The following is a 16,749-nucleotide window of genomic DNA, read 5'->3' as shown; positions in this document are numbered from 1 at the left end:
TTGCGCGATCGCGCTTGGTTAAGTTGACCGATTAAAAGTTGTCATTTTGGGGGATGTTGCTGCAACACTTGTTTCAAATATTGCCCAGTATATGACCTCGGATTCTCCGCCACTTTTTCTGGCGTTCCCACCGCAATTAACTCTCCACCTTTATTCCCACCTTCGGGTCCCAAATCGATGACCCAATCGGCGCAGCGAATTACATCTAAATTATGTTCGATGACTAAAATTGAATTGCCTTTATCCACCAATCTTTGCAACACATCTAGCAACTTGTGGACATCGTAAAAAGATAAACCCGTTGTCGGTTCATCGATTAAATAAAGCGTCTTCCCGGTAGCACGACGAGAGAGTTCCGAGGCTAACTTCACCCGTTGCGCTTCACCACCAGAAAGAGTGGGTGCAGTTTGTCCTAAACGGACATAACCTAACCCTACATCTACCAAAGTTTGCAACCGTGTTGCCGCTTTAGGGATATTTATGAAAAATTCCAAAGCTTCTTCTACGGTCATGTTGAGAACATCAGAAATCGACTTGTTTTTGTACTTCACTTGTAAAGTTTCTCGATTGTAGCGATCACCTTTACAAACTTCGCACTGCACGTAGACATCTGGCAGGAAATTCATCTCAATCACATTCACACCTTGTCCGCCACAAGCTTCGCAGCGTCCACCTTTAACATTGAAAGAAAATTGCCCCGGTTTGTACCCTCTTGCTTTTGCCTCTATCGTGTGGGAAAACACATCTCGAATCGCATCAAAGATACCCGTATAGGTAGCTGGATTAGAACGAGGGGTGCGTCCAATTGGAGATTGGTCGATGACAATTGCTTTATCAATTGCGTTCAATCCCTTGATAGCTTCCAAATTTTTCGGGAAGGGAACTTTACGGGTAAGGTGATGTTGTAAGGCTGGGTAAAGTAATTCGTTAATTAGGGTAGATTTGCCAGAACCTGAAACGCCGGTGATGCAGACAAGTTTACCTAGTGGAATTTCAACATCGATATTTGTTAAGTTGTTGCGGTAGGCATTTTTGAGAATGAGCGATCGCCCATTTCCCTCTCTCCTCTGTGCAGGGGTTTCAATCACCTGCCGTCCCGACAAATAAGCACCCGTTAGAGAATCTTCTGCTGCTAACAATGTCTCCAAGTCACCTTGAGAAACAATTCTTCCGCCATGAACGCCTGCACTAGGCCCAATATCAACAATGTGGTCAGCCGCACGAATCGTTTCTTCATCATGCTCGACCACAATTAATGTATTGCCCAAGTCGCGAAGTTTAATTAAAGTTTGCAGCAAGCGTCCATTATCTCGCTGATGCAGTCCGATACTCGGTTCATCTAACACGTAGAGGACGCCGGTTAAACCCGAACCGATTTGGGTTGCAAGGCGAATTCGTTGCGCTTCCCCTCCCGAAAGTGTCATTGCCGGACGGTCAAGCGTCAGATAATCTAAGCCAACATCGAGGAGAAATTGCAGCCTAGCTTTAATTTCTCTAAGTACCAAATCGCCTATTTGAAACTGGCGATCGCTTAATTTCAAATTATTAATTCGTTCCTGACTTTCTCCAATATCAACGCTCGTCAAGTCGAGCATCCGATACTGTCCCAATCGTACAGCCAAGGCTTCCGGTTTCAATCTTTTTCCGGCGCACACTTCACACGGCTGTTCGACGAGATATTGCTCCATTTTTTGTTTAATTAGGTCGGAACTGGTTTCATCGTATTGTTTCTGGAGGATAGCGACAACGCCTGCGTAGCGTCTAAAATCATTTCGACTTTCGTTCCAGATTGATTTGTCAGCACCATACATAATGGTGTGCTGTTGTTCTGCTGTTAGTTGATTCCAGGGTGTCTGGATTTCAAAACCATACACTTGTCCGACATTGTATAGTAGGGAGAGATAGTAAGAATTATCCTTTTCTGACCAAGGCGCGATCGCAGCATACACCGGCGACTCTGGAAAAGGCACCAGTAACTCTGGTGAAAACGTCCGCATACTCCCCAATCCGTGACACTGAGGACAAGCACCATAAGGGGAATTAAAGGAGAACAATCGCGGAGAAAGTTCATCCATTACCGCCCCATGTTCCGGGCAAGCAAAGTTTTCTGAAAAGACTAATTCATTGGAGCTTTCTTGATAGGAATTATCAGCCTTTGGAGAAGTTCCTTGCCCACTTTCGTTTTTCGTGGTATCTTCTGCATCAGAATTATTTAATGAGTCGGATTCTTTGGGTTTGGATGTATCATTTAATACTTCTATTATCGCAATTCCACTGGCATGACGCAGACAAGTGCTAAGAGAATCGGTTAGACGCTCCTGAATACCAGGTTTCTTAATTAGTCGGTCAACGACAATTTCAATCGTGTGTGTATAATTTTTATCTAATTCAATAGAATCGGACAGTTGAAACACCTCGCCATCAACTCTGACGCGAGCAAATCCTTCAGAAACCAGGCTGGAGAGTAATTTTTGATGGGTGCCCTTTTTGCCCCGCACCACAGGCGCTAAGATTTGGAAGCGAGTGCCATCAGGCAGTTCCAGGATGCGATCGCACATTTCATCAATCGTCTGAGGCGCAATCGAGCGATCGCACAGAGGGCAGTGAGGCTCACCCGCGCGTCCAAACAGCAGCCGCAAATAGTCGTAAATCTCAGTTACCGTGCCAACCGTTGAGCGGGGGTTGTGAGAGGTTGATTTTTGGTCAATTGAAATTGCCGGACTCAGTCCCTCAATCGCATCCACATCTGGCTTATCCAACTGCCCCAAGAATTGCCGCGCATAGGCACTCAGGGACTCCACGTAGCGCCGCTGTCCTTCTGCAAAGATGGTATCAAAGGCGAGGGAAGACTTGCCGGAACCAGAGACGCCAGTAAAGACAATTAAGCGATCGCGCGGTAGTTCTAGATCGATATTCTTCAGATTGTGCTGCCTAGCGCCACGAATGCGAATCGCGTTCTGGCTGTTTTGATTTACACCTGTGGGATGATGCCCGTTTGAGGACTCAGTTGGTAAAGCATCCGAAAGATTGACACGGTCAGACATGAGGGCAGAGCGAAACAGTGCTTAACGATCTTAGCGCTGGCAAGAGGCTGCGCTGGATGAGTTAGCCAATTAATCAATTTATCGCTAACCGGGCGGGTAACTCAGCGATCAACTAAGCGCTAATACATCTTCATACAAGGTTGCGATCGCGCACCTAAAATCAACACTAGCCAAGTGAACTTCTTCCCCTCCGCCGTAGGGATCGAGAACCCATCGCCCCTCAGATCGCCTTCTAAACAGTCTTTTGGGGAAATGTAGATATCGCTTTTGCGGACAGTCATTAAATTTTGGAGACAGCGATCGCTCTCACTTGTGGCTCCCTATCAAACAAAATTCGTGGGCGAAGTAAAATTTTTAAAATCAGCAACAAAGAACCAAACTCTCCAGGAGCCTCCCGGCGTTTCCATTGACCTGGGCGGCAAAATAGCATTTCTACTAGACGCCGATATTGTTTGAGGTTTAATTTCTCAAAAGCCACTTGCACCGTTGGATACTCACCTCTAAATCCTGTGTGGATAATTTTGCCTTGCAATTCTAATTTTTCTTCCATAATTTCTAATGTCACTGGCAACATTTCACTGGTATCATTCGCTAGCCCTTCGTGGGTTAAGGCAATTTGGGCACCTGCTTCCGAAATTATTGTAGTAATGCCCCAAAACTTCTGCCCAGCAACATTCAGGCGGATTACCCTTCGTAAATCAAACCATTCATAAATATCTGGTTTAGGGACATCTAATAAAATTAACAACGCAATGCCAATCATTAACAAGTTATAACCGCTCCAAATCCAACCCAACCCGATACCTTTATACACTTCAGTTGCTCCGTAAGCTTCTAGCCTTTGCCAATTACCCGTTATTATGCACATTCCTAAATTTCGCCACAAACTGACAGCACTTGCTATAAACAAAATAATCAAAGGCCATGCTAAATTCCAGTTAAAAGAAAAGCGATCGCGTGATATTCCCTTAGGCGTTACCTTAAACTCTTTAGAAAAAGGCTTCAGCATTGCTTGAAGTACAGTTAGTGCTAAAGGAATGCAAAGCACCAACGTGTAAACATCCGTGAGCAAAGCTGATCGAGAACGATAATTTAACCAGGAAAAAACTGAAATTTGCACGACATAGTAAGGGAAAAAATAATATAATAATTCACCAGTCATTGCCCGAATAGGAATAACACCGAAAAACGAATAAGCCAAGGGTATAAACAGGAAATAAACCCGCGACAAACTGGTAAACCAATGTAATAATCCTTCTAAATGAGCCAGTCTTTGCAAAGGGCTAAGTCCCGGAATTGTTAACGGATTTTCCTTAATAAAGAATGCTTGTAAAGTGCCTTGTGCCCACCGTAGCCGCTGAGTAGCATAAGCGGCAATATTTTCTGCGGCTAATCCAGCACTTAACTTTTCATCTAGGTAAATTAATCGGTAGCCTTGGGCTGATAAACAAATACCAGTGAAGTAATCTTCGCTCAAGGAATCGGTGGCAAAGCCACCCGCTGCTTCTAAAGCACTACGCCTAACAATGAAAGAAGTTCCAGAACAAATAACACTACCCGCTGCATCCCGAATCGGTTGAATTTGTCGGTAAAACACTTCTTCTTCTGGCGTTAGGACGTTTTCTAATCCTAAATTGTAGGCAATTGGATCGGAGTTATAAAAGCTTTGGGGTGTCTGTACCAGAGCAACGGTTTCATCTTGAAAAAAACCTACAGTGCGAGTGAGAAAGTTTTTGGTCGGAATAAAGTCTGCATCAAATACAACAATTAATTCCCCCTTCGTTTGAGGAAATGCATGATTTAAATTCCCGGCTTTTGCCTGTCTATTATCAAGTCTTGTTTTATATTCGCAGCCTAAACTTTCAGCCAAAGTTCGCATTTCTGGGCGTCTTGTATCATCCAGTAAATAAACTGTTTTATTGGGATAATCTAAAGCTTGGCAACCAATAATTGCGCGTTTAACAATAAATACAGATTCATTGTAAGTGGGAATAAAAATATCAACGGTTGGCATAAAGCTGCCATCAATCACACTTTTTGCCATCTGGTCTGCTTCACGATGTCGCTCCTTTACGTTTAGCATCAAAAAAAGCTGGATCGTACTACTACTTAACATCAACATTTCCATGAAAAATAATCCCAAGCTGAAAACACCATTTAGAGGGTCAGCAACATTCAGAGTAGAGAGCGATCGCCATACAATATATCGACCCGTTAACCCCAGCAAAATCCCTACTACAAGAAACCGAGACCAAGCGTCGGTTTTTGGAGAGATTTTCATTACTATCAAAACAATTACTAGCAGAGCAACCGTAGGAACTAGCAAGTATTCACTCTTCATGGGCGCTTGCAGCCACAGGGGTGGATTCTCTTGTAAAGTATTGAGTTCGGCAAACAGCTGACTAATTTTCCCTTCACCCGCAAACCACGCAGTAGCGATCGCAGCTGCGAAGACAACAATTCCTACCATGAGCAGCGTTGCCATCCGAAGGCGGAAAATTCGTTTTAGGACTTGACGCTTTGAGATTTTATTTTTAATGTATGAAGTCGTCATCGCTGTACTTTCCTAATTCAAAGTTGTTTGATAATCAGTTAATTATAGGTTTTTTTTAAATTAAAAGTAATATACTAATTTTCAATTATGCACTAACTGAAAAAAATATTAGACAATACGTAATGTTGTTTATCTTTATAGTAATTACAACTTTTATATATGCTCTAAAGTTTTACCTAATTACTGGGGGTTAATAAGACTGTTTAAGCACCAGATAAGCTTAGTAATCATTGAAGCTAAAAGGTAATACAATAGAAACCAATTTTAATCAGCCAAATGTTCAGCCTGCACCATTAACTGGCTCATCTGCTACATCGGTAGCACAGACGCCTACAAAATCTGGGACTTTTCAGGGATCAGAACATCATACCCAAGGAACTGTGCGCTTGGTGACAGAAAATTGAAAACGCTATCTGGAGTTAGATCGAGCTTTCAAAACTGACAATGGCCTGGATTTATTCGTCATTCTGTATCGTTCTGAAAAACCTCCAACAAATGGCATTAAAGAGAAAGATTATGCAAGTATCGGTCGCTTGCAAAAAATAAGTGGTGCTCAACGCTATGCTATTCCTGCTAGTGTCAATCCAGCAGAGTTTGGATCGGTGGTGATTTGGTGTCGCTTATTCAACCCTACCTTTGGCTTTGCCCCTTTCAGTAGTTAAAAATCAACGCATACTGAGGTTGTTATGGAAATTGCAGATTTGGCGGCTTTAATTCATCCTGCGATCGCAATTGCAGTCGTCTTCCCTCTGATTGGCATTGTCGTCAACCGCGCTTGGCAGACTCGCCAACGCCGCTTGCAAAATTTAGAAGGCAAAAGTAAAATTCCGCTAGTAGTTGGGCAAGAACACGTCCAATTAGGCAAATGGCTTTCTGGTGCCATTGTTGGAGTTACCCTTATCGGACTTGCTTATCCAATTTTTGAGCATATTTTGAGCAAGCAAATCTGGAGCCAGAAACCTTTTCAAGTTGTCTTTATCGTCCTAATGTTTGCGGCTACCATTGGCTCCTTAGTATTGCTCTACAAAGCCAAACAACGGCTCTGGCGCGGCGTTTTTGCAACTTTAACCGGCGCAGGTTTAATTATTCTCGGCTTCCAAGAAGGCGTTTATCGTCGAGACAATGAGTGGTTGGTGTCTCACTACTACATCGGCATCGCAGCGGCAATGCTGATGATTTTTTCGTTAGCAATTATTGAAGATATCTACAAAGATCGGTTAAATCGCTGGCGCACCATTCACATCATTTTGAGCTGCATTGCACTCTTAATGTTTGTAGGACAAAGCATGACTGGTACGCGAGATTTACTAGAGATTCCTTTAAGGTGGCAGAAACCTTATGTGGATCGGCTTTACATCCAGCAGTGCAACAGTCAGCCTTGCATCATCCAAGTAACACCTGCAAAAAATTAAGTGACTCAAGTTTTAATCTGGCTACAAAATTAGCGCGATCGCTCCCATCAAACTGCTTGAATGTTGGTCGATGCTCTTTCTTCCTAGTCAAATGGAACGAAGGATTTTTCTTAGATACTTTTGTCGTGTGATTTTTATGAAAACTAAGCGCTGAACAGCTTGTATAAAAACTCCTTAGATTTTTTGGCTTCAATTTTAAAAGGAATTATGCATAAAAGACAACCAAATACAAACATCCCAAGGGGCATCAAACCAGCTATGCCCATTCGACTATCTGATAGCAATGCCAATAGAAATCCTACTCCGATGCTGCCAGTCATACTCAACCAGTAGCCCATAAATATTAATACAAAAATATGCAATTTCATCGTTATATTGATTGAGCAACCAATAACTTGAGGGGAAATTTTGCCTTTAATAATTGGTAAAAATGAATTTCGGGTATGGATAATTCTAGATATTTGGAAACTATCATCATAAATTTTACCTTCATAGGGTTTATGCGATCTTGATGCCGAAGACCAAGAATTTCTAAACGTCTTAGGCGGTTCAATGACATCAGCCAATATTCTCTTGACTTCTTCTGAATCTAGATTAGTTGTAATAGTGAAATTTTCATAAGGTAGAAAAGACATCTATGACTCCTTGTTGACGAGTTACGCGATCGCTCCAAGCAAGTAGAAATGATGCAGTAGCATGGCTCGATTAGCACAGTTGCTCTTGAGTCACGATGGTGAAACTACAGGCAGTAGCACTTGAGAAAAACGATCGCTGACCGTATCGCGCTATACGTGGCTTTTCGCTGCCACAACTACACTGTTACATCATGTCCCAACCCTCTACTCAGTGCGCTTTAAAAAAATGCCCTTGAGTCCCGCTGCTTTTGCTCCTTGATAGTCCTCTTTATGACTGTCGCCAATGTGCCATGCTTCCTCAGGCGAACAGTTATGTTTCTCCAACGCAGCGGCAAAAATTTTGGGATTGGGTTTGGCAGCACCGATTTCCGAGGAAATGGTGACAGAGGTAAAAAATTCAATTAAATTCAGTGATTGCAAAACCGAGTAGATGCGGGAATCGAAATTTGACAATACACCCAGCTCAATCTCCATTTCCCGCCATTTTTCCAAAGCTGTAAGAACATCGGGATAAACAAACCAAGGTTCAGCAGTGGAAAAGTAGGCGTAGAGTTCGTTAAAAAAACTCGGAAAGTTAGAAAATTTGGGCAAGACGCCAACTTGTCCAAATGTAGAAAGCGCGATCGCTTTCCACCACTCAAATTCCCGATCCGGGATTTCTTGGGGTTCTGCGCTTGGAAAAACTGGCGGCGGTGCGGCTTTAAAGCTTTGGTAAAAGGCTGGATTCACCACCTCAGCAGAGACTTGGACGCCAAACCGACTGGCGATCGCGCTATACGCCTCTCCTACACTACCCCTGACACCAAACATGGTGCCCACGGCATCGAGAAAAATAACTTTAGGGCGCTTCATGCTACCTTCGCGTTCCATCTCAAGATCGCAAACCCAACAAAACCACCGGCTAGATTCATCATGTCATAAATCCTATCTCAGTATTGACGCTCCCACGGCTCTACTTCCTCAAAGCCGTGGGAGCGTCAATTCCTTCCTCAATTCCTTCCTAAACGCAAGGGCACGAGACAAAGCCTCGCGCCCTTACATAAGAATCTAAGAGATAAATATAGTGAAACTGTATAAGTGGGCATTGCCCATCTTTAACTCCAAGCCGATGACCCTGCATTCCGGATTACTTCGAGAACATTTCCAACAAAGGTTGGGCAATCCAGTTAAATCCGACTTTCAACTGATGGTTGAGCGTTGGCATCCGATACAAATACGCCAGACGCCGGAAGAGATAGGCGAGGGAACCATCCAGCTTTACTCCCATGCCGGTGAAAGTAGCGTTATCCGTCCCCAAGGTCATGATTTCGCCGAAACTCTGATAGCGGAAGGGAAGCAAAGGACGCCCGGTCAGCGATGCCCAGATATTCCAGGCAGTATAATCTGATTGCTGGAAGGCAGATTGGGCAGTTGCCGGTATTTGCTGACCGTCAGCGTCGCGAGCGTCCGAAAGGTCGCCAAGGGCAAAGATTTCTGGATGGTCAACCACTTGTAGAGTCGGCGTAGTGGTAATTTGACCGCGTTGATTGTGTTTGAGTTCGAGCGATCGCACTGCCTCTGCCACTTGCGTTCCCACCGTCCACAGCACCAAATCCACTGGGATTGAGTCTACCTGTGCTTTGTACACTAGCGAGATCGTAGTCGGTGACATCGACTCTACTGCCGTGTCCAAATCAATCCACACACCCCTTTCTTCCAAAGCTTTTCGCGCCGCTTCCCGATTAAAATCTGGCGATGTTCGGAGAATCATATCAGCTTGTTCAATTAACCGAATGCGACCTCGTTCGCCAAGGCGATCCGCCAACTTGCAAGCCAATTCAACGCCACAATAACCGCCTCCGACAATGGCGATGCGAATTTTATCCGTTTCCGACTCTTCCAAAATTCTCAGCCGTTCTTCCAAGCGGTAGGCGTGAGCAATCGTCCGGAAAGGAAACGCATATTCGGCAGCCCCCGGCACCATATCTAGCGGCGTCTCTCCACCCAGGGCTAACACCAAGCGATCGTAGGAGAAGGCAGGGCCATCATGCAAATGTACCAGTTTTTCTTGGATATCTATTCCAGCCACAACACCCTGACAGAAGCGCACACCCGTGTTCGCTAAAATCTCTTGAAACGGTGGAGCAATTTCCCAAGTTTGCAGTTCCCCGGTGAGTAGTTCATACAGCAGCGGCGTGAACAAAAAGCGGTCATCTCGATCCACCAGGACAATTTCCGGACGTTCCGATTTTTCCCAAGGCAACTGGCTCAAGCGCAGGGCAGTGTAGAGACCGCCAAAGCCGCCACCGAGGATACAAATGCGTGTAGGTTGCTGGGTCATGGTTCTAGTGAGTGGGCGATTCAAGCGCAGGGCAACTAACTTACAGGATAGCAATACAATCCTTCAAGCAAGTGGGTTGTCCAATTATGTGATTTGATAACGTTCGTCTGAGCGCTGGCGCTGGGGCGGCAGTAGCCTCGCATCTCTCGTTTCTGGGCTGCTGCCTGATATCGAGAATAAGATGTGAGAATAGCAACTTTAAATACTGAGTGATGATCGTCTTACGTGAGAAAACCGTCCTCACTTCTTTAGGTTACGAACTCGATTGCAGCAGCGAAGCTTTTGGTTATTTAAGCGATTCTTCAAATTTACTCAATCAGCCCCAGAAACTGCGCCAGCGGATGCAACAGGACGGGTATTTATACCTTCGGGCACTTCTAAATTCCCAAGAAGTTTGGCAAAGCCGTCAGGAAATTGCCGAACTCTTAGCCGCAGAAGATTGTCTCAAACCCGGACACCCGATTCTAGAATGCGTGGCAAAACCGGGATTGAAAATGCATTTTAGACCCGATTTAGCAGCCCAAAGTCAGGCAATTAAAAAACTGCTTTATTCGGGTCGAATGATGGAATTTTATCAAGTTTTTTTAGGCGGAGATGTCCGACCTTTCGATTACACCTGGTTAAGGGCAGTTGCCCCCGGTCATGGTACTTATGCTCACTGCGATATCGTGTACATGGGACGGGGAACTCATGACCTTTACACAACTTGGACACCGTTGGGCGACGTATCTTTGGAGATGGGAGGGTTGATAATTTTAGAAAACTCGCATCGGCTGGAAAGGATTAAAAACGATTATGGGCGCAAGGATGTAGATAGTTATTGTTACAACCGAAAGACTGCCCAATTGTATGCATCTGGTGAAAAGTGGTGGAATGGGGCGTTATCAAAAAATCCAGTTTCTCTGCGAAAAAAATACGGAGGACGTTGGCTAACCGCCGATTTCAAAGCTGGAGATGTTTTGATTTTCGGTATGTTTACAATTCATGCCAGCTTAGATAACCACTCCCAGCAAATTCGGCTTTCTTCAGATAGCCGTTATCAGCTAGCTTCGGAACCTGTGGATGAAAGATGGGTGGGGAGCAACCCTGTTGGTCACTCAGCTGCAGGGAAGCGAGGTCGTATCTGCTAAGACAAAAAACATTTTATGATGCGGTTTCTGGTTTGGGTTGAAATTTAGCGATCGCTTCTATCTTCCCGACGATATTTTGGTTGAACTCTGCTAAATCCTCCGCTGGTATCCAATACTCTTGGTGTTGAGAACTCCCCACTGTCTGCACGTCATACTGGGCTAGAAATTCCGTTTTCACATAAAAACGGGTGACATAACCCACATACCCAGAAGCTTCATCTTTCGTATTCCAATCTCTAGCAATCTGCACGGCATACGCCTCAGTTAGCACTGGATAAAATATCGGTTGGAAGGGAAGCCGAGCTGGAAAGGCACTATAACCGCTTTGTCGGCTCAAATCTAGCTCTTTTTGACCCACCGGACGAAATAGCACTGTGGTATCGTTCATTCTTTTACTTTTTTTACCTCTATCAGCTGCTGAAAAAGGCAAAATTTTCTAGTTTTATCTTTACTCTCGACGCACGCATTCGAGAACTTCTTCCCTGATTGTTTGGGTAGAGAACTGCGAGCAAATTTTCAAATAGTTTGCGAACCGACATTCTCCTGGTTAGAAAACCCGAACAGTTCTCCTCACTCATCCCTCACAACGCATCATTTTCGTATGCCGCTACAATTCGCTCAACTAACGGATTGCGGACAACATCAGTTTTAGAGAGATTGCAGAAAGCAATGCCTTCAACCCGTTGGAGAATTTTTTGGGCAACGGCTAACCCAGATTGTTGGTTAAGTGGTAAATCGGTCTGGGTAATGTCACCCGTGACAACCATGCGAGAACGAAACCCTAGGCGAGTCAGCACCATTTTCATCTGTGCTGGGGTGGTGTTCTGGGCTTCATCCACAATTACAAAGGAGTTGTTGAGGGTTCGACCCCGCATATAAGCCAGGGGAGCAACTTCAATCACCCCGCGTTCCATCAAACTGGGAATTTTATCTGTATCGATAAATTCATAGAGCGCGTCATAAAGGGGACGCAGAAACGGGTCAATTTTCTGCTGTAAGTCCCCAGGCAAAAAGCCCAATTTTTCCCCAGCTTCCACTGCTGGACGGGTGAGAATCAGTCGTTCGTACTGATCGGACAGCAGCGCCTGAACTGCCAGAACGGCTGCTAGGTAGGTTTTGCCAGTACCTGCTGGGCCAATGCAGAAGGTGAGGTCGTGGGTGCGTACTGCTTGGATATACTGCAACTGAGGAAATGTTTTAGCTCGAATTTCTTCGCCACGACGGTTTCGCGCTAGAACTTCCTCTTGCATTGCCTGCCATTCTACTTGGCGTCCAGTATCCAGAGCTTGGCAAGCCGTACGGATATCTACTTTGGAGATCCGTTTCCCATCTTTCCAAAAAGGTTTGAGGGCATTCACCAGATCGTTGGTGCGGTCTACTTGTTTAGGAGTGCCAGAAACCATCAGTTCTTGACCCCGCAACACTAGAACCGCGCCAGTCGTTTTTGCCAGGGTTTTGAGGTTTTCTTCACGGTCGCCTGCTAAGGCGATCGCGCTATTAGCATTTGGTAGATGTATTGTTTTAAATGCCTCGGTCATCTTAATATTATGGGCGAGTTTATAGCAGTCGTCGGTGAGAGGAGGGGATATTTGGTAAAATCCGCCCCTATGATGCGAAAAGACGCCCGATATATAGACTTGCCATAACAGCTCAGGCGTCCCAAATTAATTGGCTACAGATCCTCAATGAGAGCGTAGGCGCTGACGGGAGGCTTCCGCTTTCGACGAATACTCGGCTTTTCGTACCGTTGGCGAGATTTAACCCCAGAAAATTCCGCATCGCTAGATTTTCTAGTTGGTTGCATCTTCACGCCGAGTTAATCAACTTGTTGTCAACCAAACGGACTTGCAGCCACTCGCTGTTTTTTTTGCTTCAGTTAACCATCAACGCTAGCTTTTGGTTAGTTCCACCAGGTTAATAGCCTCTTTGGCTAAGGATAACAAGCGATTTACTTAAGAGATATCCATAATCGGAGGCGATCCATCACCTCCTCAATGCTAACCGTCTAAAGTTTTAACGGGAGCGGAATTTGGGAGCAGCTACCGAGGAAGACCGGCGGGGTGGATCTTTTTTCGCAACTTCTGGACTTCCTGACGTACTTTCAAGCGATCGCGCCGAACTCCCATAGATGTCCAGGTAGACAGATTGATTGGCAGCTTTCGCAGCCGCTTCAATCACCGTCCGAATTGCCTGAATATTACGTCCTCCCCGACCAAAAACTCTTCCCTTGTCTTCGCCTTCAAAAGCCAGCCGCACCCATGCTTTAGTATTTCCCTGCGACATTTCGCAGTCCACGCTCAGCAATTTTGGTGATTCTAAAAACGGCTGCACCAAAAATTTCACCAGAGCAGCATAATCCGGTAGGGAACTCCCGTGGGATGACCTTACAGGCTGGCTGGTTGAATCTGGGGAATCCAACTCGGACTCATGCGGTAGTTGGGGCACTGACTTGTTCCAAGACATTAGCTTTTTGAAGAATCCGGCGCACCGTTGGCGTAGGCTGCGCTCCCTGTTGGAGGCGCTTGGTGAGTGCTGGCTCGTTTAGTCTGACTTCATCAGTTCTAGGGTTGTAAAAGCCCAGTTCTTCCAAAGGACGCCCATCGCGGCGGGAAGTGCTTTGCATTGCCACAATCCGGTAGCTAGCTTCCCGCTTTTTGCCGTATCTCTTTAATCGCAGTTTGATCATGTTGATGAAGAATGTTCCTGTTTGGATTTTAAGCCATCAGCTCTTTAGCGATTAGCTTTTAGACTTTAGACGCAGAGTCATTGATTGTACCATTTTTTGGCATCAAGTTCTACCCCTCCAAGCTAAAAGCTAATTGCATTAACGGTTCCAGCTAGAGAGTGCCGAAGCCTTTCTTCTTTTTCTCCTTTTTCTTTTTCTTGCCGGGACTGCCTTGGGCATAGCCCCGCCAACCGGCTTGGGAAGGACGATTGCCACCACCCATTCCGGGCATACCGCCCATTCCGGGCATACCGGGGAAACCGCCCTGACCCATCTGTTGCATGACGGTTCTCATTTTTGTGAAATCAGTTACCAGCTTGCTGACATCCGTTTCCTGATAGCCAGCACCGCGAGCAATCCGGCGACGACGACTGGGAGACTTCGCTAATAAGTCTGGGTTTTGGCGTTCTTCCTTCGTCATGGAATTAATCATCGCCTCAGCCCGCTTTAGCTGGGTTTCTCCTTGGCGCAGCTGTTCGTCGGAAATCTTATTCATCCCTGGAATCATCTTCAGGATTCCCCCCAGAGAACCCATATTCTTCAGCAGCCGCATCTGCTTGAGAAAATCGCTGAAGTCAAACTTAGCCGAGAGCATTTTTTCCTGCATCTTCTCGGCATCTGCCAGGTCTATTTCCTCCTGGGCTTTTTCTACAAAGGAGATTACGTCTCCCATGCCCAGAATTCGGGAAGCCATGCGCTCTGGATAAAACGGTTGCAGCGCCTCGACTTTTTCTCCGACGCCGACAAATTTAATCGGCTGACCGGAAATCCGTCGCACTGATAGGGCTGCACCGCCGCGACTATCGCCATCCAGCTTCGTCAAAATGGCACCCGTGATCCCGATTTGTTCGTGGAAAGTTCGGGTGAGATTTGCCGCTTCTTGCCCGGTCATGGCATCGACCACCAGCAGCGTCTCGTGCGGCTGGACGGTTTGTTTGATGCGGGCTAATTCCGCCATCATGTCCTGGTCAATCTGGAGGCGTCCGGCAGTATCAATAATGACTGTATCTATGCCGTCTGCTTTAGCTCGCTCAACCCCCTGTCGTGCAATCTCTACCGGGTTAGCATTGGTGCCGAGTTCAAACACTGGCACCTCAATTTGCTGTCCCAACGTCACCAGCTGATCGATGGCGGCTGGGCGATAGATGTCGGTTGCGACTAGCAAAGTACTGCGATTTTGCTTGCGTAGGTACAAAGCTAGCTTTGCGGTGGCTGTGGTTTTACCCGTTCCCTGCAACCCAGCCATCAGTACAATCGTGGGAGGCTTATCTACTGAAGCCAGGGGGACGTTAGTTTCCCCCATCACCTGGACTAGCTCATCGTAGACAATTTTGATGAACTGCTGGTCGGGGCGCACCCCAGAAACGACCTCGGCTCCCTGTGCCTTGGTTTCAACATCGGCAATAAAATCTTTGACGACCTGGAGATTGACATCCGCCTCCAATAAAGCGCGACGAACCTCCTTCAGGGCATCTTGAATGTTGGATTGGGAAATTTTGTCCTGACCCCGCAGGCTTTTCCAGGCAGATTCTAAGCGTTCAGCAAGTGCGTCGAACATAATATGTGTATCTTTTAGGCGGCTAGATAGTTATCTGCTTATCAAAATCGGCTGAAGAAAGCCCACATTTGTGAGTTTGTGGGTCTTATCCATCTGTATACAGATTAGTCGTTTTCGCTGTTATCTGGCGTGCAGCCAGGTCAGGAATGGGGGTGAGGAGTGCAAATAATAAAATGCAAACAAAATGTGCGATCGCGCACACAGCATTTAGAGAGTACTCAAAACGAGATCCTGGCGACAGCCTTGCAGTCCCAAAGAGGGATTATTGCGGTAGGACACCTCTGGAACCCAGATACTCACTTTGTAATCCAAAGAAACCCAGTAGATGTATTCCACCGCTGAGTCGAAATTCACTCCCACTCGCAGGTTAGAAAAATCATCTTCGCATATCTCGTAGCCAAAGCGAACCAGAATCTGAGCCACTAAGCACCCAGGTGTATCGCAGTATTCTCCGCAGGTTTCTCTTTCTTGCCAAAACTTCTCTAAAAAGCGATTGAGGATAGGCAAAACTTTTTTAGGGCTGCCATTCCGGGAAGCATAGATGATGACCGGGTTGCCTTCTACAAGAATGTGACAGGGGGTAGCCATTTTTTTATCTCCTGGTCGGCTGTCTCTTTTGGTTTTTGATTGGCGCACGAACTCCACATCATCCATGATGCTTTTAGCCTGCCCAAAGCAACTACTAAATCACACTTTTGGGGGATGTAGCCGTTTAAACTTTCAGGATGTTTGTCAAATTTTACAGTTTCTGCGTCTGGCTATTATCCCCTATGCAAAATTGGAATCAGCAATTCCGATTTTTTCCTCATTTAGAATCGCTCTATCGGATGAGTGCCGCACCTAACCTTAATTTTTTTGTAAAGTTTTGTTTTTAAAAGCATTTTGTAAATTTAGATACAGAATTTTCTGTTATATTAAATAGGTAAGAGAAAATAAGTTAGTCAAACATCACTGAAGCAGTACGGAGAAACCTGGTATGTCTACTCAAGAACAAGCTCGCGCCCTCATGATGCGTCATCATCACCTCATCAAGAACCGTCAGCAGTCTATGCTGGGTCGCGCCGCTGCTGAAGTGGGTCTAGATGTTGAATCATCTGAATACTGGAATCACATTCAAGGACAGCCACACCCAAGCTTCCGCTCTAGCTACGACCGCAGCGGTGCCTCGCTGAGCTAGGTTTGAGCTAAAGTTAACCGGCTAGAGTTAGTTTTTTGTATTATCTCGCTTGCATAGTGGTGTAGCAGCTTTATTTGATATATCAAAGGCTGCTAAATAAATAATTAACCTAATTCAGGGTGTTCTTTTCAATAAGAACACCCTGAAACTTTTTTTTTGAAAAAATAGTATCTCCTTTTGAGTATTTCCCTTTA

At 45.5% G+C, this 16,749-nt stretch carries 15 protein-coding genes and 1 pseudogene; 4 read left to right on the top strand and 12 right to left on the bottom strand.

The window, feature by feature from the left end; all coding sequences use genetic code 11:
- Positions 1–41 precede the first annotated feature (41 nt).
- The 3 genes and pseudogenes from uvrA to NC996_RS03240 all read right to left on the bottom strand — a co-directional run bounded on the left by uvrA (position 42) and on the right by NC996_RS03240 (position 5,598).
- Positions 42–3,044 carry an excinuclease ABC subunit UvrA gene (gene uvrA, locus NC996_RS03250; protein ID WP_190681673.1) on the bottom strand — a complete coding sequence of 1,001 codons (3,003 nt, stop codon included), beginning with the start codon at positions 3,042–3,044 and terminating at the stop codon, positions 42–44.
- Between the two features lie 108 nt (positions 3,045–3,152).
- A pseudogene (locus tag NC996_RS03245) lies at positions 3,153–3,281 on the bottom strand (Uma2 family endonuclease); the annotation flags it as partial.
- Positions 3,282–3,324: 43 nt separating this feature from the next.
- The gene (locus NC996_RS03240; protein ID WP_190681668.1) at positions 3,325–5,598 is read right to left on the bottom strand and encodes a glycosyltransferase; all 2,274 of its coding nucleotides are present in this window, start codon (positions 5,596–5,598) and stop codon (positions 3,325–3,327) included.
- Between the two features lie 413 nt (positions 5,599–6,011).
- Here NC996_RS03240 and NC996_RS03235 point away from each other — a divergent pair, with 413 nt between their 5' ends.
- Together NC996_RS03235 and NC996_RS03230 are read left to right on the top strand one after the other, a co-directional pair.
- Complete coding sequence (locus NC996_RS03235; RefSeq protein WP_199302826.1) at positions 6,012–6,260, top strand: DM13 domain-containing protein; 249 nt, start codon at positions 6,012–6,014, stop codon at positions 6,258–6,260.
- A gap of 24 nt (positions 6,261–6,284) precedes the next feature.
- Positions 6,285–7,010, top strand: a complete 726-nt coding sequence (locus NC996_RS03230) for a DUF4079 domain-containing protein (RefSeq protein ID WP_190529869.1) — start codon at positions 6,285–6,287, stop codon at positions 7,008–7,010.
- A 143-nt stretch (positions 7,011–7,153) separates the two neighbouring features.
- Here NC996_RS03230 and NC996_RS03225 read toward each other — a convergent pair whose 3' ends face one another.
- The 3 genes from NC996_RS03225 to NC996_RS03215 form a co-directional block, all read right to left on the bottom strand.
- On the bottom strand, positions 7,154–7,645 hold the full coding sequence (locus tag NC996_RS03225) for a hypothetical protein (RefSeq protein WP_190413215.1): 492 nt from the start codon (positions 7,643–7,645) through the stop codon (positions 7,154–7,156).
- A 204-nt stretch (positions 7,646–7,849) separates the two neighbouring features.
- Complete coding sequence (locus tag NC996_RS03220; RefSeq protein WP_190667499.1) at positions 7,850–8,497, bottom strand: HAD family hydrolase; 648 nt, start codon at positions 8,495–8,497, stop codon at positions 7,850–7,852.
- A 274-nt stretch (positions 8,498–8,771) separates the two neighbouring features.
- Complete coding sequence (locus NC996_RS03215; protein ID WP_190681664.1) at positions 8,772–9,965, bottom strand: NAD(P)/FAD-dependent oxidoreductase; 1,194 nt, start codon at positions 9,963–9,965, stop codon at positions 8,772–8,774.
- 212 nt (positions 9,966–10,177) lie between these two features.
- On the opposite strand from NC996_RS03215, the gene NC996_RS03210 reads away from it, so the two are divergent.
- A complete protein-coding gene (locus NC996_RS03210) occupies positions 10,178–11,095 on the top strand; it encodes a phytanoyl-CoA dioxygenase family protein (RefSeq protein ID WP_190681661.1) in 918 nt (305 codons plus the stop codon).
- A gap of 13 nt (positions 11,096–11,108) precedes the next feature.
- Here the strand turns inward: NC996_RS03210 and NC996_RS03205 are convergent, their stop codons facing one another.
- The 6 genes from NC996_RS03205 to NC996_RS03180 form a co-directional block, all read right to left on the bottom strand.
- Positions 11,109–11,483: a hypothetical protein gene (locus NC996_RS03205; protein WP_190681657.1), complete on the bottom strand. Its 375-nt coding sequence runs from the start codon at positions 11,481–11,483 to the stop codon at positions 11,109–11,111.
- A 193-nt stretch (positions 11,484–11,676) separates the two neighbouring features.
- Entirely contained in the window at positions 11,677–12,633 is a 957-nt protein-coding gene (locus tag NC996_RS03200) for a PhoH family protein (RefSeq protein WP_190437647.1), read from the bottom strand.
- Positions 12,634–13,108: 475 nt separating this feature from the next.
- A complete protein-coding gene (locus NC996_RS03195) occupies positions 13,109–13,558 on the bottom strand; it encodes a KH domain-containing protein (protein ID WP_190681654.1) in 450 nt (149 codons plus the stop codon).
- Positions 13,521–13,781: a 30S ribosomal protein S16 gene (gene rpsP / locus NC996_RS03190; RefSeq protein ID WP_190413229.1), complete on the bottom strand. Its 261-nt coding sequence runs from the start codon at positions 13,779–13,781 to the stop codon at positions 13,521–13,523. The genes NC996_RS03195 and rpsP overlap by 38 nt, the downstream gene beginning before the upstream one ends.
- 151 nt (positions 13,782–13,932) lie before the next feature.
- A complete protein-coding gene (gene ffh, locus NC996_RS03185) occupies positions 13,933–15,378 on the bottom strand; it encodes a signal recognition particle protein (protein ID WP_190430190.1) in 1,446 nt (481 codons plus the stop codon).
- Between the two features lie 207 nt (positions 15,379–15,585).
- The gene (locus NC996_RS03180) at positions 15,586–15,966 is read right to left on the bottom strand and encodes a histidine kinase (protein WP_190430189.1); all 381 of its coding nucleotides are present in this window, start codon (positions 15,964–15,966) and stop codon (positions 15,586–15,588) included.
- Positions 15,967–16,354: 388 nt separating this feature from the next.
- Between NC996_RS03180 and NC996_RS03175 the strand changes: the two genes are divergently transcribed.
- The gene (locus NC996_RS03175; protein WP_190413235.1) at positions 16,355–16,555 is read left to right on the top strand and encodes a hypothetical protein; all 201 of its coding nucleotides are present in this window, start codon (positions 16,355–16,357) and stop codon (positions 16,553–16,555) included.
- The last annotated feature ends 194 nt before the right edge of the window (positions 16,556–16,749 follow it).

Origin of the sequence: Trichocoleus sp. ST-U2 (assembly GCF_039961875.1) — a bacterium.
GTDB lineage: Bacteria > Cyanobacteriota > Cyanobacteriia > Cyanobacteriales > FACHB-T130 > FACHB-T130.
The sequence above is the reverse complement of the archived record's forward strand: the minus strand, read 5'-3'. Positions and strand labels throughout refer to the sequence as shown.

Bases quoted from the DNA above. Each gene is read 5' to 3' on its own strand.
- uvrA (WP_190681673.1), bottom strand. From the start codon at position 3,044: ATGTCTGACCGTGTCAATCTTTCGGATGCTTTACCAACTGAGTCCTCA.
- NC996_RS03240 (WP_190681668.1), bottom strand. From the start codon at position 5,598: ATGACGACTTCATACATTAAAAATAAAATCTCAAAGCGTCAAGTCCTA.
- NC996_RS03230 (WP_190529869.1), top strand. From the start codon at position 6,285: ATGGAAATTGCAGATTTGGCGGCTTTAATTCATCCTGCGATCGCAATT.
- NC996_RS03225 (WP_190413215.1), bottom strand. From the start codon at position 7,645: ATGTCTTTTCTACCTTATGAAAATTTCACTATTACAACTAATCTAGAT.
- NC996_RS03220 (WP_190667499.1), bottom strand. From the start codon at position 8,497: ATGAAGCGCCCTAAAGTTATTTTTCTCGATGCCGTGGGCACCATGTTT.
- NC996_RS03215 (WP_190681664.1), bottom strand. From the start codon at position 9,965: ATGACCCAGCAACCTACACGCATTTGTATCCTCGGTGGCGGCTTTGGC.
- NC996_RS03210 (WP_190681661.1), top strand. From the start codon at position 10,178: ATGATCGTCTTACGTGAGAAAACCGTCCTCACTTCTTTAGGTTACGAA.
- NC996_RS03205 (WP_190681657.1), bottom strand. From the start codon at position 11,483: ATGAACGATACCACAGTGCTATTTCGTCCGGTGGGTCAAAAAGAGCTA.
- NC996_RS03200 (WP_190437647.1), bottom strand. From the start codon at position 12,633: ATGACCGAGGCATTTAAAACAATACATCTACCAAATGCTAATAGCGCG.
- NC996_RS03195 (WP_190681654.1), bottom strand. From the start codon at position 13,558: ATGTCTTGGAACAAGTCAGTGCCCCAACTACCGCATGAGTCCGAGTTG.
- rpsP (WP_190413229.1), bottom strand. From the start codon at position 13,781: ATGATCAAACTGCGATTAAAGAGATACGGCAAAAAGCGGGAAGCTAGC.
- ffh (WP_190430190.1), bottom strand. From the start codon at position 15,378: ATGTTCGACGCACTTGCTGAACGCTTAGAATCTGCCTGGAAAAGCCTG.
- NC996_RS03180 (WP_190430189.1), bottom strand. From the start codon at position 15,966: ATGGCTACCCCCTGTCACATTCTTGTAGAAGGCAACCCGGTCATCATC.
- NC996_RS03175 (WP_190413235.1), top strand. From the start codon at position 16,355: ATGTCTACTCAAGAACAAGCTCGCGCCCTCATGATGCGTCATCATCAC.